This is a genomic window from Lacticaseibacillus sp. 53-4 (assembly GCF_016861805.1).
In the GTDB taxonomy this organism is placed as follows: domain Bacteria; phylum Bacillota; class Bacilli; order Lactobacillales; family Lactobacillaceae; genus Lacticaseibacillus.
Map to the genome: position 1 here is coordinate 1 of NZ_BOLT01000030.1, position 25,934 is coordinate 25,934.

General features: G+C 53.2%; 25 protein-coding genes and 1 other annotated feature. Of the genes, 7 read left to right on the forward strand and 18 right to left on the reverse strand.

Features of this window, described 5'->3' with window-relative positions:
- The coding region (locus tag JUF21_RS10140; protein WP_203664418.1) for a KxYKxGKxW signal peptide domain-containing protein at window positions 1-1,131 on the reverse strand (1,131 nt) is incomplete at its 3' end.
- A 514-nt stretch (window positions 1,132-1,645) separates the two neighbouring features.
- Between JUF21_RS10140 and JUF21_RS10145 the strand changes: the two genes are divergently transcribed.
- Both JUF21_RS10145 and JUF21_RS10150 read left to right on the forward strand, forming a co-directional pair.
- Window positions 1,646-3,076 (forward strand): hypothetical protein, encoded by a 1,431-nt coding sequence (locus tag JUF21_RS10145; RefSeq protein WP_203664420.1) that lies wholly within the window; start codon window positions 1,646-1,648, stop codon window positions 3,074-3,076.
- A 146-nt stretch (window positions 3,077-3,222) separates the two neighbouring features.
- A complete protein-coding gene (locus tag JUF21_RS10150; RefSeq protein ID WP_374706452.1) occupies window positions 3,223-3,474 on the forward strand; it encodes a GtrA family protein in 252 nt (83 codons plus the stop codon).
- A 189-nt stretch (window positions 3,475-3,663) separates the two neighbouring features.
- On the opposite strand, the gene JUF21_RS10155 is transcribed toward JUF21_RS10150, so the two are convergent.
- The 9 genes from JUF21_RS10155 to JUF21_RS10195 all read right to left on the reverse strand — a co-directional run bounded on the left by JUF21_RS10155 (window position 3,664) and on the right by JUF21_RS10195 (window position 11,160).
- The gene (locus tag JUF21_RS10155; protein ID WP_203624365.1) at window positions 3,664-4,707 is read right to left on the reverse strand and encodes a hypothetical protein; all 1,044 of its coding nucleotides are present in this window, start codon (window positions 4,705-4,707) and stop codon (window positions 3,664-3,666) included.
- A 243-nt stretch (window positions 4,708-4,950) separates the two neighbouring features.
- Window positions 4,951-5,547: a hypothetical protein gene (locus tag JUF21_RS10160; protein WP_203624364.1), complete on the reverse strand. Its 597-nt coding sequence runs from the start codon at window positions 5,545-5,547 to the stop codon at window positions 4,951-4,953.
- A gap of 24 nt (window positions 5,548-5,571) precedes the next feature.
- A complete protein-coding gene (locus tag JUF21_RS10165; protein ID WP_203624363.1) occupies window positions 5,572-6,015 on the reverse strand; it encodes a MarR family winged helix-turn-helix transcriptional regulator in 444 nt (147 codons plus the stop codon).
- A gap of 10 nt (window positions 6,016-6,025) precedes the next feature.
- Complete coding sequence (locus JUF21_RS10170; RefSeq protein ID WP_203624362.1) at window positions 6,026-6,664, reverse strand: NAD(P)-dependent oxidoreductase; 639 nt, start codon at window positions 6,662-6,664, stop codon at window positions 6,026-6,028.
- A gap of 27 nt (window positions 6,665-6,691) precedes the next feature.
- The gene (locus JUF21_RS10175; protein ID WP_203624361.1) at window positions 6,692-7,666 is read right to left on the reverse strand and encodes an amidohydrolase family protein; all 975 of its coding nucleotides are present in this window, start codon (window positions 7,664-7,666) and stop codon (window positions 6,692-6,694) included.
- Between the two features lie 321 nt (window positions 7,667-7,987).
- A complete protein-coding gene (locus JUF21_RS10180; RefSeq protein WP_203624360.1) occupies window positions 7,988-8,863 on the reverse strand; it encodes an SDR family NAD(P)-dependent oxidoreductase in 876 nt (291 codons plus the stop codon).
- A gap of 254 nt (window positions 8,864-9,117) precedes the next feature.
- Window positions 9,118-9,939 carry a PTS system mannose/fructose/sorbose family transporter subunit IID gene (locus tag JUF21_RS10185; protein WP_203624359.1) on the reverse strand — a complete coding sequence of 274 codons (822 nt, stop codon included), beginning with the start codon at window positions 9,937-9,939 and terminating at the stop codon, window positions 9,118-9,120.
- The gene (locus JUF21_RS10190) at window positions 9,914-10,690 is read right to left on the reverse strand and encodes a PTS sugar transporter subunit IIC (RefSeq protein ID WP_203624358.1); all 777 of its coding nucleotides are present in this window, start codon (window positions 10,688-10,690) and stop codon (window positions 9,914-9,916) included. Before JUF21_RS10190 ends, JUF21_RS10185 begins: the two co-directional genes overlap by 26 nt.
- On the reverse strand, window positions 10,687-11,160 hold the full coding sequence (locus JUF21_RS10195; protein WP_203624357.1) for a PTS sugar transporter subunit IIB: 474 nt from the start codon (window positions 11,158-11,160) through the stop codon (window positions 10,687-10,689). The genes JUF21_RS10190 and JUF21_RS10195 overlap by 4 nt, the downstream gene beginning before the upstream one ends.
- A gap of 647 nt (window positions 11,161-11,807) precedes the next feature.
- On the opposite strand from JUF21_RS10195, the gene JUF21_RS10200 reads away from it, so the two are divergent.
- From JUF21_RS10200 to JUF21_RS10220, 5 genes are all read left to right on the forward strand, one after another.
- Window positions 11,808-12,821, forward strand: a complete 1,014-nt coding sequence (locus JUF21_RS10200) for an aldo/keto reductase (protein ID WP_203624356.1) — start codon at window positions 11,808-11,810, stop codon at window positions 12,819-12,821.
- Between the two features lies 1 nt (window position 12,822).
- Window positions 12,823-13,401, forward strand: a complete 579-nt coding sequence (locus JUF21_RS10205) for a histidine phosphatase family protein (protein WP_203624355.1) — start codon at window positions 12,823-12,825, stop codon at window positions 13,399-13,401.
- An 85-nt stretch (window positions 13,402-13,486) separates the two neighbouring features.
- The gene (locus JUF21_RS10210) at window positions 13,487-14,236 is read left to right on the forward strand and encodes an SGNH/GDSL hydrolase family protein (protein ID WP_203664422.1); all 750 of its coding nucleotides are present in this window, start codon (window positions 13,487-13,489) and stop codon (window positions 14,234-14,236) included.
- A 40-nt stretch (window positions 14,237-14,276) separates the two neighbouring features.
- Window positions 14,277-14,521, forward strand: a binding site (T-box leader).
- A gap of 55 nt (window positions 14,522-14,576) precedes the next feature.
- Complete coding sequence (locus JUF21_RS10215; protein ID WP_203624353.1) at window positions 14,577-15,401, forward strand: homoserine O-succinyltransferase; 825 nt, start codon at window positions 14,577-14,579, stop codon at window positions 15,399-15,401.
- 4 nt (window positions 15,402-15,405) lie between these two features.
- The gene (locus JUF21_RS10220; RefSeq protein WP_203664424.1) at window positions 15,406-16,707 is read left to right on the forward strand and encodes a homoserine dehydrogenase; all 1,302 of its coding nucleotides are present in this window, start codon (window positions 15,406-15,408) and stop codon (window positions 16,705-16,707) included.
- Window positions 16,708-17,014: 307 nt separating this feature from the next.
- Here JUF21_RS10220 and JUF21_RS10225 read toward each other — a convergent pair whose 3' ends face one another.
- From JUF21_RS10225 to JUF21_RS10260, 8 genes are all read right to left on the reverse strand, one after another.
- A complete protein-coding gene (locus JUF21_RS10225) occupies window positions 17,015-18,439 on the reverse strand; it encodes an FAD-dependent oxidoreductase (RefSeq protein WP_203664426.1) in 1,425 nt (474 codons plus the stop codon).
- The gene (locus JUF21_RS10230; protein ID WP_203624350.1) at window positions 18,432-19,184 is read right to left on the reverse strand and encodes an SDR family NAD(P)-dependent oxidoreductase; all 753 of its coding nucleotides are present in this window, start codon (window positions 19,182-19,184) and stop codon (window positions 18,432-18,434) included. The genes JUF21_RS10225 and JUF21_RS10230 overlap by 8 nt, the downstream gene beginning before the upstream one ends.
- Window positions 19,178-20,674: an FAD-binding protein gene (locus tag JUF21_RS10235; protein ID WP_203624349.1), complete on the reverse strand. Its 1,497-nt coding sequence runs from the start codon at window positions 20,672-20,674 to the stop codon at window positions 19,178-19,180. The genes JUF21_RS10230 and JUF21_RS10235 overlap by 7 nt, the downstream gene beginning before the upstream one ends.
- A gap of 84 nt (window positions 20,675-20,758) precedes the next feature.
- The gene (locus JUF21_RS10240) at window positions 20,759-21,634 is read right to left on the reverse strand and encodes a LysR family transcriptional regulator (protein ID WP_203664428.1); all 876 of its coding nucleotides are present in this window, start codon (window positions 21,632-21,634) and stop codon (window positions 20,759-20,761) included.
- Window positions 21,635-21,868: 234 nt separating this feature from the next.
- The gene (locus tag JUF21_RS10245; RefSeq protein ID WP_203664430.1) at window positions 21,869-23,143 is read right to left on the reverse strand and encodes a site-specific integrase; all 1,275 of its coding nucleotides are present in this window, start codon (window positions 23,141-23,143) and stop codon (window positions 21,869-21,871) included.
- Window positions 23,136-23,342, reverse strand: a complete 207-nt coding sequence (locus JUF21_RS10250; protein ID WP_003575700.1) for a DUF3173 domain-containing protein — start codon at window positions 23,340-23,342, stop codon at window positions 23,136-23,138. The genes JUF21_RS10245 and JUF21_RS10250 overlap by 8 nt, the downstream gene beginning before the upstream one ends.
- A 77-nt stretch (window positions 23,343-23,419) precedes the next feature.
- A complete protein-coding gene (locus JUF21_RS10255) occupies window positions 23,420-24,700 on the reverse strand; it encodes a replication initiation factor domain-containing protein (protein WP_203664439.1) in 1,281 nt (426 codons plus the stop codon).
- A gap of 537 nt (window positions 24,701-25,237) precedes the next feature.
- A complete protein-coding gene (locus JUF21_RS10260) occupies window positions 25,238-25,843 on the reverse strand; it encodes an AbiH family protein (RefSeq protein ID WP_203664441.1) in 606 nt (201 codons plus the stop codon).
- Window positions 25,844-25,934: the final 91 nt, after the last annotated feature.

Consider the following 25,934-nt stretch of genomic DNA (forward strand, 5'->3'; position numbering starts at 1 on the left):
AACACCAAAGCAGCGCAGTCCCGTGTGAATCGTGGGATTGCGCTGCTTTTTTGAAATTCTATGAATAATCCAGGGAGTAATAGCTCCTAAAATCGTCGAGGGATCGAGCCAATTAATGTCATCGCCGTCGGTATCCTCTTTCATGTTATTGAACGAACCCAAATTTGAGAAATGATCGAATGTCACTGTAATTGGCTGATCGTAAGCAAGATATTTCTTGGTTGTGTCCCCATCCTTGACTTCCCGGACACCGGCTTTAACTATGATTTGACCATCGACACTGGTGTATGCATCTGATTTAGTCAGCTGGAGTGTCTGCAAGAAACTCTTGTTATAAACCTCTTCCACCTGAGAAGAATCGGTGTCAGCCATGAGCACTTGAATAGTCTGTGGAAGACCCGTCTTGTTGAATGAGTCGGTTGCGGATGCCTTAGCAGCCGCAATCTCGTCATCGCTAGGATCGACTAAGCGAATTGCGTTGCCCGCCGACTGAGTGTTTTCAGCTTGGGAATTGTCTGCAACCTCGGCTAATGCTGCTCTCGAAGCAACCGCCGATGTGGGCGTCGCTGTTTCCTGTTCAGCTGTCGTCTTCGCTTTTGGAACTACCACAGCGGCCGGCTCGCTTGAATGCCCATCCAACGAGGCTTTCAAAATAACAGTGGATGTGCCATTTAGCGCAACACTAAAATAACCGTTTGCATCGGCGGTCACCGTTCGGGTAATGCCATTTTCAGCAGTTGCTGTAACTTGTGCATTGGCCGTCGTCGTCCCTATGACGGTGACCAGACCACTTTCAGTCGTGGTTGCCTGGGCATTTTTAATCTCAAGCAGTGCTTTCGCCGGTGTGGTCTCCGGGATTGCAGCAGTGGCGGCTTGCGTCTCAAGAACGGCTGTGTTCGAAGCGTTCGCCGCCGTTGCACTGGAATCTGAGTTCGTCACCTGCGCTGTCGGCTCCAGGTTCGTAGTTGTGTCAGCTTTGACAGTGTTGATTTGTACAAATGGCAGAACTGTGAAGAAAGTCGTTACCAAGCCCGTAAAGACCCACTTCTTGCCATCTTTGAACATCTTATAATGGATTTTCCGATCAGTATCAACTCTTAAAGAGTTACTCTTGGGACTTGCTTTCATCATACTCCTCCTCATTTCTTGCACTGCGCCATCAGAGCGAAGATGCTTAGTGGGGTTGACAACCCCCTGGTTGAGATGAGTATAGCATTAGAGAATTGCAAGGCTAAACCAGTTTTGAAAAATTGTTTTTATATTATTTGAACTGGTCTTATTTAGGAACTCCCTATTCCTAATAGAGAATGGACATAATGTAAAATTTGTACACAGATAGTCGATTCGTGGGAACAAAATACTTTTAAGATTATGATAACAGAATATTCTTGAATCATACTACTCTTAATTTTCCACTTTATCCCCTTCTAAGACCTGTTAGTCAGCGCGTCAGGCGCTCCTGCCAATCTTCCAGAATACTGTTTTCTCCACCACCAAACAGCAGCTAGGCGGCAACAAACACTGTCGCTGGTGGGCAACGGTCGGGGCCCTTTTCTAAAAAAGTTTCAGAATTGATTCAGAATTCATGGCTGGCGAATATATCTGAGGGAGGGTAAGCTGGCTTTGAGCGATTCTGTCACTGCAATTGGACAACTTTACTTGCCTGCTTGGCAGTGACAAGCAGGTTTTCTATTCCGACCTGCCGTCGATGCTGCTTCTGCTGATCATCATGCGCATTTTTTGGCGGTGGCCAGAACAAACACGCAGTCACCAAATTGGGGCGGGCATTGGTCTAACCGTTGCGGTGTTACTTGGCGCATTGATCAAACCAAACCTGATCGTACTGATACCAGCGGCTGCCATTGTCGCGCTAATTTTGCACCACCAGCACCTCCTCAAGCCTTTGAAGCTCTGGCTGCCGATGCTGCTCGTGGTGGTCGGCTTTGGCCTCAGCGTGCCGGCTACCCGCGTTATCGACGCCGCCAGCCACTACACCCCCAAGACCGAATTTGCGTTTCCCGTCACCAACTGGCTGCTGATGGGAACCAACGCCAAAAGCCACAGCATGTATGCCGCCCACGACGTCCACGCCGCAATCAAGCTCTCTGACCAGGCGGCCCGTCAGCATCATGATTTGGTGCTGCTGAAACAGCGCGTGAAGCATCTGGGGGGTTCGGGACTGATCAAGCTATGGTTCACCAAATTGGGCATTCTGCTGAATGTTCAAGGGATTCAGTCCTGGTACAACGGTGGGTTCCGGTCGGCACCGGCGGTCTATCAAAAGCACGTCCAGACACTGGCTGCCCTGACCGCCATCAGCTATACCACGGCCACGCTCACCTTGTGGCTGACTTTGATTTTGCGCCTGCTCACGTGGCAGCCCGAGTGGCGCCAAGCCCGCGGCGCTGCCAGTATGCTGGCTGTGGTCACCGCCCTGGGCTACTTGGCCTTCCACACCCTCCTGTGGGAAACCGAGGCCCGCTACGGTCAGATCATTCTGCCCTTACTGCTGTTCACCTTGGCGAGCATCCCCAAGCCGGTGAAAGCAAAAGCAGTGGTCCACCGGCTCGCCTGGCGCCCTGTGGCTTTGTTGGGCCTGACCTGCAGCAGCGTGCTTGGCCTGAGCCACGTGGTGGGTGCAGTGCACCCGCCACCGCTGGTGGTGGCGGCCCAGCACAGCCAGCTGTCCGAGCAGTATCACGCCAAGCCTGAACGACTCAGGCCAAACGCCACGATGACCGAGAACGTGACACTGAACGGTCCTGCCGATTACTTTTCCATGCAGATTCATGCGCATTCAGTCGTGGCGGTCACGCTGACCAAGCTGGCCAGCGGCCAAACTTACCACTTAACCGATGCGGGAGCCGTCTATCGGCTGCATCACCCACTTGAGCCTGGCCGGTACCAAATCACCGTATGCAACTGGTGCACCACCAGCCAAGCGGTCGATGTAGTGCGCACTGCCCATTATCAACTGAGTGCCTTTCCGCTTGTGATCAACGGCACCGCGTCCCACACTGCGTCCCTCATTTACAAGAGTTTGCTTCATGCTCACGGGAGGTCAATCAATGGATAATCGCGTGACAACAATTTATGACCGGTACGGGGAAGCCCTGCGCTACCTAGTCGTCGGCGGGCTGACCACAGCGATTAACATCGTGCTTTTTTTTCAGCCTGACTCACCTGGGGACCGCCTGGTTTTGGGCCAACATCGTCGCCTGGGTGCTCAGCGTCCTGTTTGCTTTCATTGCGAACAAAAAACTTGTGTTTGGCGCTGCCGACATGACCCCCAGAACGGTCGTGAAAGAAGCCGTCAGCTTCTTCACGCTGCGCGGGGCCTCACTGCTAGCTGACACCGCCATCTTGTTCGTGGGGCTAACGCTGCTTCACGGCTCGCCAATCATTGTCAAAGTGATTGACCAGGTGGTCGTGATCGGTCTGAATTACGTCTTCAGCAAGCAGATTTTCTCTTAACCCACCGAAGCTGGGCACCAGCCCACGTCAAAAAGGCGACTGCAACACACAGCAGCTTAGGCGCGTTACTTAATCGAACGGCCAAGTCCACAAAGGCCTCTGCGATGCGATTCGTTAACTGAATCGTGGCACAGAGGCCTTCATGCTTTGGACAAAAAGCCGCTCTTCGATTGCTCAAGAGCCAGCCCCTTAGCTGGCCTGCATCAGGCTGCCTAAATCGAGCTTCACCACCCGATCGGCGTGAAAGCCCAACTTGGCCTTACGGTAGTGCGTCGCGCCTGATTCAAACAACACGTAAAGATCCTCGCCGTCTGCGTAAATTTGCTCAAGATACGGCGGCAGCGTGACCGTTTTAAGGGTATCATCACCGTCAAAATCAAGCCAAGTCCGCTGGCCGTCATTGTCAAACGCCAAGATGCTGGACGAATTAGGCCCGAACGACTGCGAAAACAGGATCTGGCCATGATAGAACGTGACGCCCTGCAGCTTTTTACTGGTCGTGTAATTGCCCGCTTGATTGGCTCCGCGAAGCTCTACTCGGCGCCGGTTCGCGGTATCGGGCAGGCCCTGCTTCGTCAGCGGCAACGCCACGAAATTGCCCTGGGTACTTTGGTCAAAGAAGCCGACGTAAAGCGCGTTGTTGTGGTAGGTCAGAAACGAGGCCCGCTTGACTCGATTCAACGACACGACTTGGTCAAACTTGCTGGCGCGATGGCCGCGAGCAAAGTTCGCCCGCTGCCAAGTTTTTGCGTCATACGCCGACAGCGAAGCGGTGTTTTGCAAAGTTTCGGTCGTCACCCAAAGGCGCTTGCTGACGGGATCATAGGCAAGCCCGCCGACGTGTGAGGCGTTGGGCAGGACGATTTGCTTCACAAAGCGGCCAGTGCGTTTGTTCAGAAAATACAGCACAGAGTCAAAGCGATTGTCACGGCTGTATGCAGAAATCACCACAAAATTGGGCGTCACGGCCAGCCCTTGTGGATCCATGGTCTTGCTGATCCCCACTTGGTGCCGGGAACTGGTGCTGAGCGACTCGGTTCGCACCAACCCCGGGATCACATAGGTGTCAGGCTTGGCATCGTGGTCTAGGGCTGGCTTCAGCGCAGGATACTGCTTGGTGAACTGACGGTAAAATTGCTTCTGGGTGGTCACCGCAGCTGTCGTGCTGGTGCCAGTCGAAACACCCTGATGGTCATGCGCATAACGGTACCACCCAGCCAGGACGATGACCAATACCAGCCCCGAGGCAGCAAGTAGCTACCGTTTATTGTGTTCCATTTAAATTCCTCCAACCACTCTCTTGTGCTTCCCCCGTTTGCTCAATTATAACTTGTCAATCAATAACAATTTCGCGTTTTTGGCACTGCAGCCGAATTTGACCAAGCAATTGACACTTATCGGCGATTGTTTATACGCAAAAGCCCAGCCGTTTTGCTGACTGGACTGTTTTGGGTGATTTTTCTGACGGTCAACCGGCTAGGCCACTGGCAGCGGCGCCGGCAATTGAGGCCCCAGCCCGCGGCGCGCCAGGATCCAATCATCACCGTTCCACATTTCTGTTTTCTGGCGATTAGCCAAAAAATCCCAGAAACTCAGGCGTTCGAACTCGATCACCGCGTTGTTCGGGGCGAGGCCGACCCATTCATAGCTGCCAGTGTCCACAGTGTTGACGTACTTCGCCCATTCCACCGGCACAGTGACGGTTTGGCCATCTGCATTGATGTACGTCCGCGTCTGACCGGTCAAACTGCGAAGCGGCTCAAGCCGTTGACGGTAGGTGGAATCAACCTCTTGCCACACTCGCTCCGCAATCGCAAACGCCTGGGTCTCATCAGGCAGCTTGCCCGCGATTGGCTGTGTCAAGGCGTTATAAGAATAGAGGTACCCATTGTCACCGTAGATGACGGTGACATGTTCCCGATTGAGTGCTTCCTGCTGCAAGGCGGCTGGCTGATACCGCCGCAGGTGAACCTGCTCACCGTTTCGTGGGACCAGCTGTTCGACGATGATCTGGTAGCCTTCGGGAATCTGTAGCGCCGGGTAGGTGTGCCCATTTAGTGTCAATGCCGGCATATTTTTCCTGCTTTCTTTATCGATTCACTGATTATCCAGCTGTGCAATGCGGTGGAGCACGGCCAAAAGGTCCTGCTGGCTCACCCGGCCGTCTGCTGCGGCCAAGCACTGACTAAGCGCCTTTTCCTCCGCATCCAGCGCAGCTTTGACTTGCGGATACAAGTCCTCACCCGCCTTGGTAAGCCAAAGCTCGAACCTTCGGCCATCGGTTGGCGATTGACGCTTGTCCACCAGCCCCAGCGCGACCAACCGAGTGATTTCCCGATTGACATTGCTTTGATGGCGGCTGTCCGCCCGCACCAACTGATCCTGCGTCACGCCTGGATCATCGTGCAGCTTCAGCACAAAAAAGTACTGGCTGCTGTTTACCCCCAGCGGTTTCAGGCGCCGGTCAAGCACACGCAGCGCATTGTTCGATGCGATGTGAAGCTGCTTGATGATGGTCTGGTCATTTTTGTCTGGAATCATGATGTCCCTCCTAGGCGTCGACGACCGAAAACTGAGTCCGTGTATGCTTGGGTTGTGCGCTTTCGTCAAGCAAGGCCGCGGCAAAGTTAGCCACTGAGACTTCATTTTCCCCGGCGGCACTGTTGATAATGTGGCTGCCACCCACGCGATAGGTCGTTTTCGGCCCATCGGTAAAATCAGTGGATGGTGTAATTGCCGTCCAGTTCACGTCATCGACTAACTGCAAAAATTCAAATTCCCGGTTTTGCTCAATCATCCCTGCAAGCCATGGTTCGCCGGCAAAGCGCTTCATCGTGTCGGTGAGCAGTGTGCTGCCATCTGGCTTGAGCAGCGTTGAGGCACCGATCACAAAGAATAAATGAGTCGCTTGATCCTCACGGAAAAAACTGATCAGGCGGGTGGCTAAATCAACGTGTTCATACGGCTTGGCGGAAGCAAACGCGTCAACAATAATATCAAAATCTGATAAGTCGGCCTGCGTCAGTGCCATGGCGTCTTTGGCCAGAATCGCGGCCTGGTCGCCGAACAGCTTTTTTGCTTTTTCTGCACTGCGCACGATGGCTGTGGCCTGCAGACCACGGTCAAGCGCTTCCTTCATGATTGCCTGGCCGACGTGACCCGTCGCACCAATAATACCAATTTTTGTCATATGGTTTCTCCTTTTTATCGGGTGAGATTAGTTTAAGTTAAACACTGTTTCGGCGGTGCCGTGGCCAATTGCTTCACGCTGGGCAGCCGTAATGTCCGCCTGTTCAAGAAATTGACGTGTTTCATTTCCGGATTGAACATAAGGAAAGTCTTCGGACCACATGACGTGATCGGCGCCCATCTCAGTCAACACCAGCTGCATCTGCGGCGCGGTGAACATGCCGGATGGTGACAGGTAAACCTGGCGCTTGTAGTAGTCCGAGAACTTCAGCGGCAGATCAGTGATAATTGGGCTGAAGCCATCGATCCGTTCCAGGAACATTGGGACAAATTCGCCCCAGTGACCGGAAGCAATCTTGAAGTGCGGGTACTTCTCCATGATGCCGGACGTGATGATCCTAAGCATCTGAATGCCCTGCTCCATGTGCCAGCCCCACATGGCCCCGGCCATCATCGTGGCGCCTAATGCGTTGTATGCCTTGCTGTCGTACAGCATCGCCTTTTGATCGTTCGTGATGACGCCTGGATGTAGATAAAGTGTGGTGCCTAGCTGGTCAGCGGCAGCGAAGATCGGCTCAAAGCGGGGATCATCCAAGAACTGACCATTGATGCTGCCAGAAATGATGCCACCCTTCATGCCCAGCTTGGTCACGGCGTATTCGAGTTCTTTGGCGGCCTCATCTGGCGTGTTGGCTGGCAGGGTGGCCAAACCGGCAAACCGGTCTGGGTACTGACTAATGTTTTCTGCCAGGGTCTCGTTTTGGGCGTGAGCGCCGTCAACCGCGTACTGGTCAGGCAGGACTTGCGGGGAATTACCAGCATCCGAGATCACCTGCATGTCGATTCCGTTCTTATCCATGTACGCGACCTTGTTGCTGAAATCCACAAGGTCCGGACGCAGTTGGTCCTGACGCGGATTGTTGTTTTTGACTTCTGAGTATTGGTTGAATTCCTTGATGTTCCGATCTGTGTCGTAATGCTCTTCAACGGTAATAAGTTTCATCGTAAACCCTCCAAAAATTTGTTTGATTTATATGCGCGTGCATAGTGTTGGCCAAAAAATTTGGTCGGAAGAGACCCGGCCTTATCGTCTTGACAATTTGCTTACCAAAAGTAGCTAATTTTTAACGCAAACTGAGTATAGCACATTTGTATGCATGCGCATAGTGTTTTCCCAAAATTAATTTCAAGCGCCTTCTCACCGGCTTTTATGGCGTCATGGCAAGTCCAAAACGACCTTGCGAAGAAATCAAAACATCCTCCCTGTCCGTGACGTACCAGTCGCTAGCAAAGAGAAAGTTTTACTTGACACACTTTGTTTGAACTACTTGGCTAAACCCACAGCCTTCATGCTGAAATCCCAAAGCTCATCTTGGATCTGCTGATCATAAGACATTTTCGACGAGCGAATCGGCTTGTCACTGCTGCGGTCAAAATACCTTGCCGGACCCTTGGCGAACTTGTCATCCACCATCAAATTCTTGATCATCGTTGCCGAGTCTTTCGCGGTGCTGAGTAAATCTGCTACCTGTGCCATCATTTCCGGCGTGAAGCGCGATTTGTTTTTGGACAGCCCAGTTTCGACCATAAGCCCAGGATTAACAGTGTTCACGACGATCGGATTGCCAGCTGCCGTCAGCCGCCGATCCAATTCATAAGTGAACAGAATCGTGCAAAGCTTGGAATAAACATAGCTGCGCTCATCCACCATGGCATCGTGGCCAGGGTAGGCAATGGCCTCAACTCCTGGCCAGGCCACACCCCGAAGCGGCGTATCATGCCGTTCGCTGCTGACCGTCACAATGCGGCTGTCATCCTGCATCAGCGGCAGCAGCAGCTGTGTCAGCAAAAAGTGGCCAAGGTAATTGGTCTCAACAATATTGTTGAACCCATCTGCCGTCACAGTCGCCGTCCTGCCAGCGATACCAGCGTTGCAAACCAGCCCGTAAAGCGGCTCGTCTAGCGCTTTGAAGGCAGCGACAAAATCTCGCACTTTGGCCAGCGAGGAAGTGTCCAACTCAAGACACGTCAAGTTGGCGTCTGGTATAGCCTTAATAATTTCATCGCGCGCCGCGTTTGCTTTTGTCATATTGCGGCAGGCCATAATCAGGTGATAATCCTCTCCCTGCTCAGCAATCTGTTTTGTCGTCTCAAACCCTAGGCCGGAGTTTGCGCCGGTAATAATAATTGTTTTTGTCATTTATCTGTCTCCTTGGTGGTCATCTTCAAACTGACGTTGATCCTTCTTCGTTGCTTTAAATGCTTTTCTTGCTTAAACATCATGCGGCCTCGCCCTCACGGAAGACCGAGATAGCTACAACCTGGTAAGCGAAAATAGTGTAGCGCATTTATATGCGTGTGCATAGCGTTTTAATTTTTGTTATCAAAAAGCCTCGAACTCCAGTCGGTCATAGAGTTCGAAGCTTTGCGAGACGATGCTGACGGCATCATTGGTTATTTTAAGATACCAGTGAGCGACAGCACGATGGCCGCCACGATAACCAGGCCCATCAGCCGCACCGGTTTTTGACCTTTGCGCAGCAGGTAAAACAGGCCGAGGAATAGCAGCACCGGCAGCAGATCCGGCACAATGCTGTTAAGAATCGACTGCAAATTGATTTTGACCTGCCCCACCGCAAATTTCAGCGGTGTGCCCACTGTAATGGTGGTGGGAATCAAGGCGCCTAGCACCATCATGCCCAACGCACCAAGCGAATCCGTGACGCGCGCAATCTTCCCGCCTTTGAGCAGACTGGTAACGCTGGCCTGACCCAGGTGATAGCCCGAGTAGAAGCAGATGTGGCCAACAATCAGCGCGTAGGCACAAAACAGGACGACGAATAAGATTGGCCCGAGCGCACTGCCGTTTTTAGCCATGTCGATGCCGATCCCCAGCAGAATGACCTTGACCAGTGATTGTGTGATGGTGTCGCCAATGCCGGCCACTGGCCCCATCAGCGCTGCCTTGAGATTGTTGATCATATCCCCACTTAGTGAGTCGTCATTCGCCTTTTTCTCCTCCAGCGAAGCGACAATGCCTGCAATCATTGACCCAAACGTATTCTCAGTATTGTAGTACGTGAGCTCGCGGGTCAGGCCTTCAGCCAGCTTGTCCTTGTCGTTAGGGTACAATTCTTCCAGCACGTAAGACATCGCGTGCGCAAACCCGAGGCCCATCATCCGCTCGTAGTTGTAGCAGATTTGGCCCCATGACTGCCATGCAAACCAGGTCTTCCGCAGGGTTTTCTTGCTAAGCTTTTTTGGCGTCTGTTCCATCACGATGACCTCCTTGTGGCATGTAGTAATAGTGCAGCAGCGCGAGTCCCGTCCCGATAATGGCAATGGCCATCACGTCGAGTTTCAAATACGCTGCCAGGGCGAACCCGATCAAGATGAACGGAATCGTCGACTTCTTGGCCAACACCTGCATCAGCATCGCCAGTCCCAGCGCCGGCATCATTTTGCCGATCAACATCAAAATATTGGTGATTTGTACGGGCAGTGCCGCCATGAAGGCCGCAAAGTAATGACCGCCAAAGTACACGCACAAAAACGCTGGGATAAAGTACGTAATGAACGGCACAATCTGCGACGCGAACAGGTTCATCCGCCGCACGCCGCGCAGATCCCCGGCCGCTGCATAGGTGTCCGCGCGGTGGACCCAGATCGGATTCAGCGCCATTTTCGCGTTCTGGCACAGCACCCCGAGCAGCCCTAGCGGCGTCGCAATCGCCAGCCCCGTCGCGGCCGAACTGCCTGATAGCATCGTCATCGCAACACCCAGGTAACCTGCAATCGCCATTTCATTCGGCAGCGTGCCGCCGACGGCAAGCAGTCCAATGTACGCCATTTGAATCGTTGCGCCAACTTGCAGGCCGTATGTCAGCTGGCCGAGCAGCAGCCCGTCGATCAGACCGGCGACGAGCGGCGCCCCGAAGTAAAACGCCCAGCGGGACCACATCGGCAGCGCCGAACTGGTCAGCCAGCACAAGGCTGCAATAATGATTGCAATGAAAAAGGTGTTCATGCGCTCACCTCCTGCTGATAGGCCACGCGCCGGTCACTTGGCAGCATCTGCAAGTAGACTTCGGTGCCCAACTGCTGCAGCTCATGCATGGCACTGCGCTCGGCTGGGTTAGCGAAAACGCGGCGAGTCAGCGGCGTGCGGTCCGGCGCACTGCCCATGTTGCCAATGTTGAGGCTGGTCAGTGCTGCGCCGGCCTTGACCAGTGCAACCGCCGCGACCGGCGTTTTAAACAGGACGAAGAAGTCCGGCTGGCTGGCGTCCTGAAGCATTTTAGCCGCCTGAGCCACCGGCTGAATGTCGATGGTAATATCAGCCGGCGCCGACATTGCGAGAACCGATGACGTGAACTCATCTGCCGCCAAGGCGTCGTCGATAATTAAGATATGTGAGACCGGGTACTGCTTGATCCAGCTGGTCATAATCTGTCCGTGGACCAGCCGTTCATCTACGCGTGCGAACTTGATTGCCATAAAGTAGCCTCCATTGAACCAGATACACAAAAAATCCGCCCATAAACAGTTAGTTACTGTTTAAGGACGGATTATTCCGCGGTGCCACCTTAATTGGATGGGTACAACAAACACGTGCCTCATCCCGCTTAGCGAAGGGCTAACACCCCTCCGACAACTGACGTATGCCTCACGTACAGGCTGACTTGACGGCGAGCTGCGATGCCGCAACGGACTTACGTCTAACCATCATTCGCTTGCGTGCGTTGCACGCTGCGCTCGTGATCGGTTAGCCGAAGTCCTAAGTGCGCGGCACCTGCGCTCTGGTTCTTTTGGCCTGTCCCTCAGTGGTCCATTTGACTGCCTGCGTTCGACGACATTCCCAGCTCCGGTCGCTCTCTGTGCGTGCAAAGCAGTTTTGATCTCCACATCAACGGTTTATGGACGAATTATTTTGTTAGGTACACGGTACAACGACTGGATGAGAAAATCAACATCTGGCTCTAATCTAATTTCACTTTTTTACTCAGCAACTCACTGTGCCCCCAAACAGCTGGGTCAGCGCACCAAGCCGTAAAACTCGATAACCGCACCGCCAATAGCGGTAAAATAGAGTGTGCGATAGGTTCGCAATCACTAAGCGCAAATTGCAGAAAGAGTGAAACGTGATGAAACAAGTTAAACTGGGTCACACCGACATCACCGTCTCCCAGCTTTGCGTCGGCGGTATGAGCTTTGGCCAAGCCGGCACCATGCACGCGTGGACACTGGATCAGCCAGCAACCACGAAAATGGTCAAAACGGCGCTTAATCTCGGCCTCAACTTCTTTGACACGGCCAACTCCTACTCAAAAGGCACTGGCGAAGTATACCTCGGCAAGGCGCTACACGACAACGGCGTGCCCCGCGACCAGGTCGTGCTCGCGTCCAAAGTCTATTTCAACCCGGGCCGGCTCAGCAGTGAGGCCATTCACCGCGAAATTGACGGCAGTCTGAAGCGCCTAGGGACTGACTATCTGGACTTATACATCATCCACCGCTTCGACTATGACACCCCGATTGAAGAAACGATGGCCGCCCTCAACGACCTCGTTGTTGCCGGCAAGGTGCGTGCCATCGGCGCCAGCGCCATGTACCCCGAGCAGTTTGACCAGATGCAGCAGGTCGCTAAGCGGCACGACTGGGCCACTTTTCAGACGATGGAAAATCACTACAACCTGCTGTACCGAGAGGACGAAAAGGCCTTGATCCCGCTGACCAAAAAGTGGGGCGCCTCGCTGATGCCATACAGCCCGCTGGCTGCTGGTCACCTCAGCCATCCCGGTTGGGACACGGACACCCTGCGCAGCCGCACCGACAAGGTGGCCAAGGGCAAGTATGACAACATGGAAGAAAACGACCTGGCGATCATTAAACAGGTTGAAGCCGTGGCTGAAAAGCATCACGTCACCATGAGCCAAGTTGCTTTGGCCTGGCTGTGGGCCAAGGGCGTCGCCGCGCCAATCGTTGGTGCCACCAAGGAAAAGCACCTGCGCGAGGCGGCTGAAGCGCAGCAGGTTGAACTCGACGAAGCCGACATCAAAGCGCTGGAGGCGCCGTATTCGCCGCACCCCATCGTCGGCGCGTTGGATCAAAACCCGCCAGCCGGCACCATTTTGATCGACGAAAAGAAGGAAAAGTAAGATGGGGAGGCTGTATCTGGTACGCCACGGCGAAACCCTGTTCAATGTGCAGCACAAAATTCAGGGTTGGTGCGACTCCCCGCTGACGGCCCGCGGCATCGCGCAGGCCAAACGACTGGCCGCTTATTTTGACCCGCTCCCGCTGGATCACGCGTACAGCTCGACTGCCGAGCGGACCGTGGACACTGCGGAACTGATCATCCATGGCCGGCTGCCAGTCTGTCACCTGAAGGCTCTCAAAGAAATGAATTACGGCGTTTTTGAGGGCGAAAGCCAATCGCTTAATCCGGCGCAGCCCAAAGACTTCGAGAGCTTCTTCGTCCCGTACGGCGGCGAGTCCTCGAACACCACCGGTCAGCGTCTGCTCAAGGCTTTGACTGAGATCATGCAGCAGCCGGATCACCAGAACGTGTTAGCCGTGTCCCACAGCGCCGCGTGCTTTAATTTTCTGCGGCAGCTTCAGGACCCGACCGAAGTTTTGGCTGGTGGTTTCCCAAATAGCGCCGTGCTGGTCTTCGACTACGACACGACTGGCTTTCACCTGCTCCGCGTTGATCGGCAGACTGCCCAAAACCTGTGAGTCTGTTTAACTGCGCCGCTGCCGGCCACTGACGGCTTGAAAGCGGCAAGGGTTCGCCATATCCTTGGTCTGGGAGGGCTTCATCATGAAAAAAGCTGTTTTGATTACGCCTGCAGTCGGGGCGGCCGCTCTGTTGTTGGCGACCAAACACAAATTTTTGAGTCGCGTGGTTCTTGGCAATCTGCCGCAATACGCACCTGCCGCACTCACCCTGAATCCAGCATCGCCTTTGTACGGTAAATACATCGTCTTTTTAGGCTCGTCGATCACATACGGCGCCGGCGCTTTTGGCAAATCGTTCGTTGATGATCTCGAGGCCAGCGACGGGCTGATTGCGGACAAGCTTGCCATTACCGGCACCACGCTCGCCGGCCCTGAGCCAAGCAGCTACGTTTCACGGCTGCAAAATTTTCATCCCAAGGCTGCGCCAGATGCGTTTGTTTGCCAACTGTCCACCAATGACGGACGCGCCGGCAAACCAGTGGGCACGATTACCGAAGCCGGCGCGACCGAGTTTGACACGACCACGACCATTGGCGCGATCGAAGCCATCATCGCGCGGGTCAAACAAGACTGGGACTGTCCCATTTTGTTTTACACCTGCGTGCACAAGCCAGAATCAGACTACGAGAACCTCATTGCTGTCCTTTATCAGCTGCAGACGAAATACGGCTTTGCAGTTCTTGATCTGAAGCACAATCAAGCTTTGGCCAGCGCGACCAGCCAGCTTCCTTTCGCTATGCTCGATGATGCCCACCCAACCCAGCAAGGCTATCTCAAACTTTGGACGCCAATTTTTCGGGCGCAGCTTTCTGAACTACTCATGAGAAAATAGCTTGACCTTGATGAGAAAATGCCATAGTATGACGTTAACTAAAAACACGTTGACGAGATAAGTAAACGATGCGGCGTCTGCAGAGAGCTGACAAGTGGTGAAAGTCAGTGGCGCTGGCCCGTTGAACATGGTCTCCGAGTATTGCCGCTGTGAGCTTTGTCGTGAGCAGTCGCCGGGTCCGCCCGTTATCGCGTGACCGTATCGCGCAACTGCGCCGTACGGCTTGAGTGGCAGTTGATGACAATTGTCAGAACACGGGTGGTACCACGCATTGGCGTCCCGCGAGTCTTCATTTGATTGAAGATTCGCGGGATTTTTGTTTGTTCTGGAGGTGATGAAAATGGCACAAGTGACGATTTTACGCGGATTGACCCGCACGGCCGAGGCCACAGCCCCGAGTGCGCTGCAATTGTTAGTCTTAAACCTCATGCCGAACCGGGCGCAGACAGAGCAGCAACTCGCGCAAGTGCTGGCCGCGGGCAAGCGGCCGGTCGCATTAACTTTCTGTGTACCAGACACCCACCATCTTCGCCACAATGCGGCGGCCGTTCGCCGCGCCTACGCCGGCTTTCACGAGATCGAGGACCAGCATTTTGACGGCCTGATCATTACTGGCGCCCCACTGGATCGCCTGCCGTTTCAACAAGTGGATTTTTGGCAGGAGCTGCACCGCATTCTGGCATGGCGCAAAACGCATGTCACCGGTTCACTGTTTATCTGCTGGGGCGCCTACGCGGCAGGCACAATCGATGGCCTTTTTACCGGCCAGCCGTTGAGGGATAAGCTCTCAGGCGTTTACACGACCGGCGGCTTGACGATGCCACAGTCCCGCTTTTTTAAGATTCCATTGACCAGCGTCCTTCGCGGGCAGATCATCGCCGGCTCTTCTGCACTTGGCGCCACTTTTATCAAAGACGTCGCCACCAACAGTTGGTATCTGGCCGGCCATTTGGAGTACCAAACCGACACGCTGCTCGCTGAATATCAACGCGATTGCCGCAAGAATCCGGCAACTCCAAAGCCCGCGCATTATTTTGATCAAAATCGGCAGCCGCAAAACACATGGCGACGCGACGCTGCCCGCGTCTATGCAGGCTGGCTTCAGACGCTCGTGCCACTGCGAGTCAACGCGCTTAGCTCAGGCTTAACCTCTGGAAAGGAGTGATCTAATGACCACAATCAATGTCGGATTGCTAGGCCTTGGGACCGTTGGGAAAGGCGTTGCCACCATCGTTGCGCGCGAGTCGCCTCAGCTGGCGTCCGCCGGGCTTAAAATCACGCGGGCAGCGGTGCGGACTATCACACCAGAGCGTCAGGCACATTTTCCGGACATCAAGCTGACCACCGACGCGTTTCAAATCGTCAATGACCCTGAGATTCAAATTATCGTGGAGGCGATTGGCGGCATTGACCTGCCGTATGCACTGATCCAGCAGGCACTGAGAAACGGCAAGCACGTCATCACTGCCAACAAAGACTTGATCGCCACGCATGGCCAAGCGCTGACCGCACTTGCCGCCAGCCAGCACGTGGCCCTGAATTACGAGGCCGCCGTCATGGGCAGCATTCCCATTTTGCGCACCTTGAACACCAACTTTGCTGGCGATACCATCACGTCACTCGCCGGCATCGCCAATGGCACCTCTAACTTCATTTTGTCGCAAATGGCGCGCGGCCGCAGTTACCCAGACGCCCTTGCCGAAGCACAGCAAAAAGGCTTCGCCGAAGCTGATCCGACCAACGACGTCGAAGGCCTCGACGCCAGCTACAAGCTGCTGATCTTATGTCGGTTGGCATTTGGGCTCGACGCCACACTGGCCAGCATCCACCGCCAAGGGATCACGACCCTCACCGCCGCTGATTTTGCCGCGGCCAAACACTTCGGCTGCACCATCAAGCCGCTGATCCGGGCTATTCGCCGCGGCAATCAACTGAACTTGACCGTCGCGCCAGCCCTGGTGCCCAATACCGATCCCCTGAGTCATGTTGACGATGAGTTCAACGCCATTGAGCTGACCTCAACCAATACCAAGTCGCTGGTGCTCATCGGTCCTGGCGCCGGCAGCCTCCCAACGGCGAACGCGGTCGTCGCAGACCTGCAGGCCGTCGCGCACAATATTCGAGGCCATCAAACGCCAACCATCGCCGCTCAGGCCCTGCAGCCGGCTGAAGCGTTTGAAATAAAGACGCCCCAACTCATTGTGTTGGACACTGATCCGTCAATTACTGGCGCTGCCATCGCCGACCACCTCGGCCTGTCATGCGTCACCTATCAACACAACAATGCGCTTACTCTCCTATCCCCCGCGGTCACTGATCAGACCATCGACACGTGGCGCGCCACCTTGAATAGTCTCAAGCACGTGAAAGTGCAACACGTTCTGCCCGTGTTTAACGCCGATGGCCGCGCGCCACAAACTCAACTACAAAATCTGACGACGGCGGCAGAGACCGAGAGCCAATCATTTTGATTAAATCAGAGCATGAGGAACATCGATACCAAGCAAAGACGGATCAATCAAAATGAACTGACCATAATTAGGCGAAACCAAAATCGGTGCCCGAAACAGTACTCACAATATTGTTCATTAAGAAAAATGGGGATGAGTGGTATACCCCTTTGAGGGGAAGCACAACACGCGCATCAAAAGCCTACCCTGCTAGATACCTTCTTCATCTCTCATAAAGTAGACAAATGCCCCTGCGCCACAATTCCATTCCGGAATCGTGGCCCAGAGGCACTCGTGCTTGGTGATGAAACTGTTTAAGGTCTCAGCATTATTTTTGTTGAACGATTGCCGCGACCGCGTTGCGCCCTGAAAAGGCCGCAAATCCCGCGGTACTGCCTGGCAAGGTCACCGCATAAGTATCGCCTACCAGCATCCCTGCCGCATCGTTGCCAATCGCATAAAGTCCAGGAAGCGGATACCCTTGGGCATTCAGCACCGCATTATGCGTATCGATGCGCAGGCCGCCAATCGCACACGCCATCCCCACGCCTAAGGTCACCGCATAAAATGGGCCATCCTTAACCGGCGTTAGATAAGCCGAAGCTTTGCCAAAATCGGCATCAACGCCCGCCGTGACTTGTCGATTATAACGCGCAACGGAATCAACCAGGTTTGGCAAATGCAGCTGGTCTGCCAAGGCCTCCAAGGTATCAGCTTTCGCCAAATACTTGCGATGCGCTGCTAGGTCCGAGGCTAATTCATCAGGCAGCTTGCTTAAGGTATCCGGCGAAAATGGCGAATTGCCCACTGCCTTATACAACCCGACCGTGCTCAAATGTTTGACGGCTTCCGCGTCAAAAATCGCAAATGTCCGCGCTTGGCCAAGTAGCGCATTCCCTGCGTGGCACATGTTGTCATTCACATCTTCATTCACAAACCGGTCACCGACCTGGTTGACCCACAAAATTGCTTCTTGAGTCGCAGCCACGCCAATTTCAGAGCTCATATGCAGAAACGGCGGCAGCATCGGGTCATAAATGGCCCCACCACCAAACTGGAGAGCCCCCATGCTGTCATGCATCGCCCCGGCCGCCCAGGCCAACTGCATGCCATCGCCGGTGGATTTGCCATCACTGACACTCATCAGCCGGTCTGATAATGGCGTTTGCTTTTTGATCAATTCAGGATTGTCCACGTAGCCGCCGGTGGCTAAGATCACGTTGTCAGTGGCAATTTCTTTCGTTTGCCCGGTGACCTCGTTCATGACCTCAACGCCTGACAGATGCCCGGCAGTCTGCAATAATTTTTGGGCACTGGTACTCGTGCAGAATTCGACGCCGAGTTGCCGCGCTTTGGCCACCAGCGTTGCCACCGCCGCGTGGCCGCCGCCGGCAAAGGCATGAATGGTGGGCCAGCTTTTTCCTTGCGGGCCGACGCTGGCAAACTTTACCCCTTGGTCTGCTAACCAGTCGATGGTCTCGCCAGAATGGTCGATCAACTGTTTGAGATGCGGCGCGCTGGCTTCGAAATGGGAATAATTCAGCTCATCTTGCAGCAACTGTGTGCGGTCGATAGTGATGCCGGCTTGTTGTTGAAGCTTTGAATCCACGCCCATCGCACCTTCCACATAGTTGCCGTCGCCGCCGAGGCTGCGCCCTTTTTCAATCACCACACAGGACAACCCAGCCTGCCGCGCAGTGATTGAGGCGACCAGTCCTGATAGGCCGCCGCCAATGATGACAACCTCAGGCATGTGGCGCCTCCTGTTTCAATCCAGCACTGACCCCGCCATCGATCACGACAGTCTGCCCGGTCATGAAGGTCGCTTCAGTGGCAACGAAGACGAACACTTTGGCCAGCTCTTCAACCGTTTCATAACGCTTCATTGGGACCGTTGGCGTCATGGTATCAATGAAAGCCCCGTCGTTCAGCGGCGTTTTGGTCAGTCCCGGAGCCACACAGTTGACACGAATATTGTGATCCGCATAGTCAACCGCGGCGGCTTGTGTCATACCCATGATGCCATTTTTGGCCGCATTATAAGCGCCAAAACCACCTGGGGCGTAGAAACTGCCCAGCGCGCCGGTATTGACGATCGACCCGAAGCCTTGTTTCAGGAATAAGTTGATTTCCGCACGCATGCACTTGAACGTACCAACCAGGTCCAGGCCAACAGTCTTGTCAAAATCCTCATTCGTGAGCTCAGCAAAGGGCTTCAGCACACCGCCACCAGCGTTATTAATGACATAATCCAAGCGGCCGAACTGCGTCATCACCTGAGCCAGCGCCGCATCGATCGAGTCGTCTTTGGTCACATCCATGACCAAACCGATCACTGTCCCTGAGGCTTGCCCATTCAGGGACTGCGCCACTTCCACCACACTGGGTTGATAATCGGTCAACACAACGTTTGCCCCGGCATTAGCGAAGGCGACACTCACCCCATAACCGATACCTTGTGCCGCACCGGTGATCAATGCCACTTTATTTTCTAACATTTCTCTGCCTCCTGAACGGCCTTACCCGCTTCGGCCGCAGCGATCCAGCCCGAGACAAACGCAAACCCGTTGGCGATTCCTTCATAACTCGGATAACCATCTGAATACAAGCCGTTGACATTGTTGCCGACGATGTACAGATCCTTTAACGGTTGGCCGGCTTTGGTGACTGGCTGGCAATTGCGATCGACAGCGACCCCGTCGAGCGTGCCCAAAATTGCGCAGTGTTCTTTGATCGCGTAAAACGGGCCTTGATGAACCCCAAACTTCAGCTCCGCCGCCGGCTTCAAGAAAGTATCGTCTTGCCCATCGGCAACGGCCTGATTATAAACTTTGAGGGTGCGTTTAAAGGCCGCAATTGGGAGCCCCAACTTGTCCGCAAGGTCTTCGATGCTATCGGCTTTGACGACTTCACCATGTGCGATGGCATCCTCGAAGTCTGCTTGAATCGCCGGGATCGGCCCGACTGTGCCAGTTGGCGTTTGGCCGGGTTCGAGAAATTGCCGTTCAAAAGTATCTTCCATTGGCACGAGGTGATCACGAAAATGGTCCAGCGTGGCTTGATCGAGAATCACACTATATTGGCCTTGAACGTTGTGCGCGGCATTGGCCCACATCGCAAAGTCATAGACAATGTCTTCGTTAACAAATCGATTCCCGGTTTGATCGACCCATAGCAGCGGCAAGTTGGTCAAAGTTTCCACACTGCTTTGCCGCCGCATTGGGTTGATTCGCAGGCTTGGCGCACACCCATGGGCAAACAAGACCGGATTGTGAGCCACGTTGGCCCCGTACTTCGCGCAGAGCTTGATCCCAGTGCCGTCAGCCTTGCGCTCCCCTAAATTCAGCAACGCGTCATTATCAGCGTATTTAGCCGCCATCATTTCCGGACTGCCGCAATACCCGCCGTCGGCAAAAATCACTTTCTTGGCTTCGATGCGCAGCTCCTCGCCGCTAGCTTGTTTAGCGAGCACGGCTTTAAGGCCCGCTTGTGAATCATAGTCCAATCCGACCGCCCAGGTTTCAGTCAAAACAGGGTTCCCGGAGTCCTCAAATTTCTGTGGCCAAGCATCCCAAGTGGCCATCTTTGATTTGAAGTTATTGAACTTGTGATAAACCAGTGGGTCATTGAGATGCGCTTTCTGTTCACTTTGCTCAACCGTGGTGGCTAATCCCATTGCGGCCATCCGGTCAATATTCTCACCGGAATCTTTGAGAAAACGTGCCAGCAGTTCGCCGTTGACAAAATAGTGATTATAGCTGGTCAACCCCTTGAACGCATCCGCATAGTCGTAGGTCACACCCTTCTCGAGTTGCTGCTTAGAGTGGACCGCAAACACACCATGGGCCCCGAACTTACCGGCACCGCCGACTTTATCCCCACGCTCCAACATGATGAACGGGATTTTCTTCTGATACAAATCAAACCCCGCCGACAAACCTGCGGAACCACTGCCAACAATCACGATTTGAGTCTTTAACGTCTTCATGGTGGTGCATCCTTTCTTATTGTGAAGTATCCAACAAGTAAAGGATAAAGCGTTTTCACAAAGCTTACCAACATCGAATAGTTGTCAGCGATAACTTGAACTTATCGCTTTAAGAATCATCCCTTCAAATAGTTCCTGGCGATCGCGACTAATTGCCGCGACCACGTTGAAGGCTTGTTCCAAATGCTTCGGTGATAGCCGTGTGAGGTTGTTACAATGCGCAGGTACTCTGAAGTCATCCGGCACCAGCGCCACGCCTCCTTTAAAATTCACTGCTAAAGCGGCGGCTTGAAAACTATTCACCTGCGCGATGGAGGCATAGCCCCAGCCTTTCTGCGCATATTTTTCGACCATGGCTGATTGAATATCAGCAATGCCAGTAGACTTCCAGTGCTGTAAATACAGCTTGCCGCCATGGCTAAGCGTTGGCGCATCAGGCTGTGTCGCCAGCGCCTGGGTGTTGCAGAGCACATCAAAACCGACTTTGCGCAGCGGGAAGGTCTGGAGCTTCGTGTTGCCACTAAACGCCAGCTCAAATCCGATCAAAATATCATAATCATGCGCCAGCAGCCGAGTGAACGCGTCAGTAAAGGGTTCTTCATCAAAACTCAATTGCCTAGTTGCCCCGAGATGTTGCGCAAAGGCGGCTGCGTCAGCTTCCAATCCTTGAAGAAAGTGAATCCTGAGCAGACCTGCTGGTTGTTGTTCCGGATGACGCCAAATTTCACCATAGGCATCCAATACTTGAACCGCCCGCAGATAAAAGAATCGGCCGGCGGCGGTCAGTGACAGTGAAGTTTGCGTACGGTTGATGAGCTGTACCCCCAAATCATCCTCCAAATGCTTGATTGCAGTGGAGACAGCAGTCTCTGAGACATAGTTGCGTTTGGCTGCCGAGCTGAAACCGTGGGTCTGCACCACGTCCAAAAAATATTTCATGGGCTTTAAGTTGTAATTCATTTGGGCGCCTCCAAAGTTGTGACAATGCTAACTTAATTATACGACTTGTTAGATGACTGACCTTAACAGCCGCAATCCCATCGTTTTCATCTCAACCACCGCTTCTAACCTCCACTTTTCAGATTTCACACAAAAAAAGTCCAAACGCTGATTGACCAGCGTTTGGACGTGCAATAAACTTATTCCCACTCAAGCGTATCTTCAGCGGCGCTAACCCTTGCCATCACTAGCTTTCTACACTACGGATGCCGTTTTGGCGGGGAGTTTGGCGGGGCTTAGCTGGTCATACTTTACCGCCTGATTCCCCACGAACCGCACCTGATTCTGACTCGCCGTTTTGATCACGATGTTGCCTGCAATCTGTTCGGCGATGTCAGCATCCAGCCCGCCCCACAAGTGCGAGTAGTGCTTGAGCGTAATCTCAGGTGACGAGTGGCCTAAGCGCTTTGACAACACCAGCACCGATACGTTGAACTCATTGATGAGATACGACGCGTGACTGTGGCGCAGCCCTTTGCCTTCGACCGGGTGCACCTGCGCCAACTTGGCGTAGCGGTGGATAATCCGCGAAATCGTCGACTTGGTCATCGGCAAGCCGTCATAGGTCATGATGAAGTCATCAATCCCACCCAGCCCGAAACTCGTCTGTATCTCGCGCCATCGCCGCAGAATCGCCACAGTGTCATCATCGAGCGTCAAGATCCGCTTGCCGCTGTCCGTCTTCGTGTAGTCGTGGCGTTCCCAGTCATGCCGGTTCTTCATCACCAGCATGTGGTCAACGTGTAGCTGCTTCTTGGCGAGATCAACATCCCGCCACCACAGCGCAGTTCCTTCATTGACCCGCACGCCAGTCAGGAAGTACAGCCACAACATCACGAAGTTCAGGTGCCCGTATACATCATCAATGCAGATTTGCGCGATAACTTGTTCAAACTCAGCTTTCGTCCAAAACGGCACACTGCTCTTGGCCTTAGGAATCGCCTTAACTCGCTTTGACACATTGCTGGACAGGTACTGCATCTGCACCGCGTGGTCAAGGGACTTGCGGAAACAGCCGAACACTAATCCAGCATATCCTTGCGAGTAGCCCGCACCACCGTCTTTCTCATCCGTGAGCAACCACGTGCGGAAGTTCTGCACATCAGTGATGTCGATGTCGCGCAGTAACTGGTCGCCAAACCGTGCAATACAGATGTCAAAGCTGCGATTACGGACGGCAAAGGTGCTTTCCTCCACGTCAGTTTTGTACGCTGGGATATACGCGTCCTTCATGAATTGGCGGTAAGTCATGCGGAAGTTCGTAAACCCATGCGCCTCATGATATTCACGTTTTACCCGTGTCAGCTCCTTGTTTGCAGCAAACGCGGTACTGAATGGCATTCCTTGACTGTCCTTCCGCCCTTTCTTGCGGACACGCTTGCCACTCATCTTGTCGGTGCCTAACTCGGTTTCATAGTAGAAGTTACCTTTGGCGTCTATGAATACGCCTGGATATTTGGTTTTACTCATTCTCAACAGCTCCATTCATCGGTGATCCTAGAATGGACTCAACGACAGAACGCGGCACGCGCCCTAAGTTTCGGTTGAGATACAAGGGATAACCCTTTTGTACCATCCTTTGCTTCGCTTGTCTAATGATATCGCGCGCGGTGTGCTGCTTGAAGCCTAATGCCATCAGATCTTGATAGCAGACAAAACTCTTATCCAATTACGTCACTTCCTTCTCGTTGATTGAAGTGAGATAATCAAACCAGATAGAACCCATATCTTATCTGTGAAGGGTGGCTACTTGCTTTGGTCGGCGTAGTCACTCTTTTTTGATATCTCACTTGGTGCTGCATCCGTCAAAACGCCATTGCGGTGGTGCTGATAGTGGTGAATTAAATCCCAGTGCCGGTGCGTCAGCTTGCCGCCGTCAATAATCGCCTTCAGCTCGGTGGTGCCATTGTATTGATCAATCAGCTGCAACATCTTCAGTGACGGCGCGACCTGTTTCTTCAGCCAGCGGGTAATGTGCGCGTAACTCAATGGTTCAGGATTAGTAGATAACCGCAGCTTGTCGCGATAATTGCCGATGAAAGCATCCCAACGCGGATCTGTAGCCCACTGACTTTTGGCTTTGTGGCTCGGCGTCAAGAATCGCAAATAACGGTTGATGATGCCGAACACGACTTTCTCTGGATCACGCTCTGCCAACAGGTTCTTAATTGCCGCAGCGGCGCGCTTGCGACGTAGCCGGACTTCAAAGCGCGTGCGTATCGGCTGGTCTTCAATCGCAATCTCAGGGTGCTTCTGGTGTTGCTCAAAGGCTTTGTCGTAAATACAGAAGTAAACTTCACTTTGCGGCGACCCCAGATACAAAGTTCTGCCGGATACCTCCCACTGCTTGGTGCGATTATCACGAAAACCATGAAAACGCGAGGTGAATTCATCGCGGTCACACTTCTCAATCAAGGTCGGCACATCGAGCAGACCATTACGATCATTGATAGCAAGGTCAACGCGGGTGAAGTGACCATCAAGCGCAATGCAGGTCTCCAAGAAGTCGTACCAGGTGCGATCCTGCTGGCGCAAATAAGATTCAACGTATCGGCAACCCTGACCTTTCAGCTCAATCATCGTGCCGCTGTCTTCGCTTGGATCATAACCGTCTGCATTCACATCTTGATATGGCGACAGTAGCACGTCAATCTCACCGCATTTCAAGGTCGCCGCGTACCCGTATCGCGCTCCTTCCTTAAGGTTGAAGTGATTCGGGTTGATCTGGAACAATTCCGTCACCAGTTCCTCATAGTCGTGCGACTTGAACGTGACGCCCAAGTAATCAATACATACGTCAATGTTGTTCTGGCCGGTCAGTGACCGCAGCGCTAACGTCAACCGCACCCGTGCTTGTTCGTTAATCGGCTTATTCCCCGTCAGCAACTGATTCAGATGCGATCGACTGTAATCAGCCGTCTTCGCTAATTGACCTTGAGTAATCTTATACGTGCGCATCTCATCATGAAACTGGTTTAGCCAGTCGGTATTCGTCATCCCGCCGACTAAGTTCAAATCTTTCAGCATGTTAGCTCCTTTCGAAGCAACCTGACAGCACAGCCGCCTTTCTGCTTACGCAAAGTGGCTTGCCACCGGCGCTTTCGTCCTACTTACGTGTATTTTGTCTCTAATATTTGCCCCCCTATTAGAGACCGGGGGCTTGTGGCGGCCGGCTAACGCCGACCGCCGCCGCTCGCGCTAGCGGCTTTCGCGCTGCACGCCGCGCACGGCGGCGATGCGTTGCAAGATTCTTCCGGAAGGTCTGTGAGAACTTTCGCTCTCAACATATACAGACAGTTTGTAGGTCGCGGTTTGAAACCAAAAGTTGAACTGTAACGTGTTCTTAATATGGTTAGTTGCTTAAGATGCTGATACCACACCGCCAATGTCGGCCAAGTGAACAGGAATAGTGATTCAATTTCTGAGCTTTTCCGAAAATAAAAACACTCGGCACGACCTTCATACGCATTGCGTATGGGTCGTGCCGGGTGTTGCCATTTCCCTATTTGGTGAAGTGTAATTCCCTTACTAATCGGCCTAAAGACAAGATTGGTGGGGATTGACTTACTCGCCACCGTTAAATTTTTTGTGTTCGAAGTAACTCATTTCTTCCGCATTTTTATAGTTGTGAATGCTGAGTCGATTTTCCAACAACAACTTGTGAAGCAGATTATTACCATGAGCTTGATTGTCCATTGACCGACCATATTCGTCGAACAATGCAGCAACTCTGGACTCTTGGATATGGGCTGCCGCATCTACTGATAAATTCCCATATGGCGCAAACCCAAAGATAATCTCGACGTTATTTTCGTATATGTTCAGATAGTCGAAGACACTCTGAAAGTATGAATAATCAGCGGGGCCAAGTGAATGACCGAAGAAGACAATCTGCTTGATTCGGTGGTTCAGCACTGACTGGTCAACATGTCGCTTAGTAGCATCTAGAATCCTGTATGTCTTAGAGAATTCGTACTTACGATCAGTCGCAGGAAACATTGACTGGTCAATGCCAATAATCGTCTGGTCTTCTATGCTTCCATGAATGTGTCGGTCATAGATGACATGCATTGCCTCGCTACGAGAAAACGAATGATCAGTATAGTTGAAATCTAAAATACTTGTTGGCTTTTCCTCCGTAAGCCAAGATAACAGGTTAACCTGGATTATTCACCTCGGTATTGGGGACATGAAATCGCATCTGGCCGGTCTGAAAGCAACGTTTGGAGCGTTGCGAATACTGACTGAGCGGAGAAGTTGG

Coding starts and splice junctions, on each gene's coding strand:
- JUF21_RS10210 (WP_203664422.1), top strand. CDS start 13,487: ATGAAAAAAGCTGTTTTGATTACGCCTGCAGTCGGGGCGGCCGCTCTG.
- JUF21_RS10200 (WP_203624356.1), top strand. CDS start 11,808: ATGAAACAAGTTAAACTGGGTCACACCGACATCACCGTCTCCCAGCTT.
- JUF21_RS10175 (WP_203624361.1), bottom strand. CDS start 7,666: ATGAAACTTATTACCGTTGAAGAGCATTACGACACAGATCGGAACATC.
- JUF21_RS10190 (WP_203624358.1), bottom strand. CDS start 10,690: ATGAACACCTTTTTCATTGCAATCATTATTGCAGCCTTGTGCTGGCTG.
- JUF21_RS10255 (WP_203664439.1), bottom strand. CDS start 24,700: ATGCTGAAAGATTTGAACTTAGTCGGCGGGATGACGAATACCGACTGG.
- JUF21_RS10240 (WP_203664428.1), bottom strand. CDS start 21,634: ATGAATTACAACTTAAAGCCCATGAAATATTTTTTGGACGTGGTGCAG.
- JUF21_RS10225 (WP_203664426.1), bottom strand. CDS start 18,439: ATGCCTGAGGTTGTCATCATTGGCGGCGGCCTATCAGGACTGGTCGCC.
- JUF21_RS10180 (WP_203624360.1), bottom strand. CDS start 8,863: ATGACAAAAACAATTATTATTACCGGCGCAAACTCCGGCCTAGGGTTT.
- JUF21_RS10235 (WP_203624349.1), bottom strand. CDS start 20,674: ATGAAGACGTTAAAGACTCAAATCGTGATTGTTGGCAGTGGTTCCGCA.
- JUF21_RS10185 (WP_203624359.1), bottom strand. CDS start 9,939: ATGGAACAGACGCCAAAAAAGCTTAGCAAGAAAACCCTGCGGAAGACC.
- JUF21_RS10230 (WP_203624350.1), bottom strand. CDS start 19,184: ATGTTAGAAAATAAAGTGGCATTGATCACCGGTGCGGCACAAGGTATC.
- JUF21_RS10205 (WP_203624355.1), top strand. CDS start 12,823: ATGGGGAGGCTGTATCTGGTACGCCACGGCGAAACCCTGTTCAATGTG.
- JUF21_RS10160 (WP_203624364.1), bottom strand. CDS start 5,547: ATGCCGGCATTGACACTAAATGGGCACACCTACCCGGCGCTACAGATT.
- JUF21_RS10165 (WP_203624363.1), bottom strand. CDS start 6,015: ATGATTCCAGACAAAAATGACCAGACCATCATCAAGCAGCTTCACATC.
- JUF21_RS10220 (WP_203664424.1), top strand. CDS start 15,406: ATGACCACAATCAATGTCGGATTGCTAGGCCTTGGGACCGTTGGGAAA.
- JUF21_RS10170 (WP_203624362.1), bottom strand. CDS start 6,664: ATGACAAAAATTGGTATTATTGGTGCGACGGGTCACGTCGGCCAGGCA.
- JUF21_RS10195 (WP_203624357.1), bottom strand. CDS start 11,160: ATGGCAATCAAGTTCGCACGCGTAGATGAACGGCTGGTCCACGGACAG.
- JUF21_RS10215 (WP_203624353.1), top strand. CDS start 14,577: ATGGCACAAGTGACGATTTTACGCGGATTGACCCGCACGGCCGAGGCC.
- JUF21_RS10245 (WP_203664430.1), bottom strand. CDS start 23,143: ATGAGTAAAACCAAATATCCAGGCGTATTCATAGACGCCAAAGGTAAC.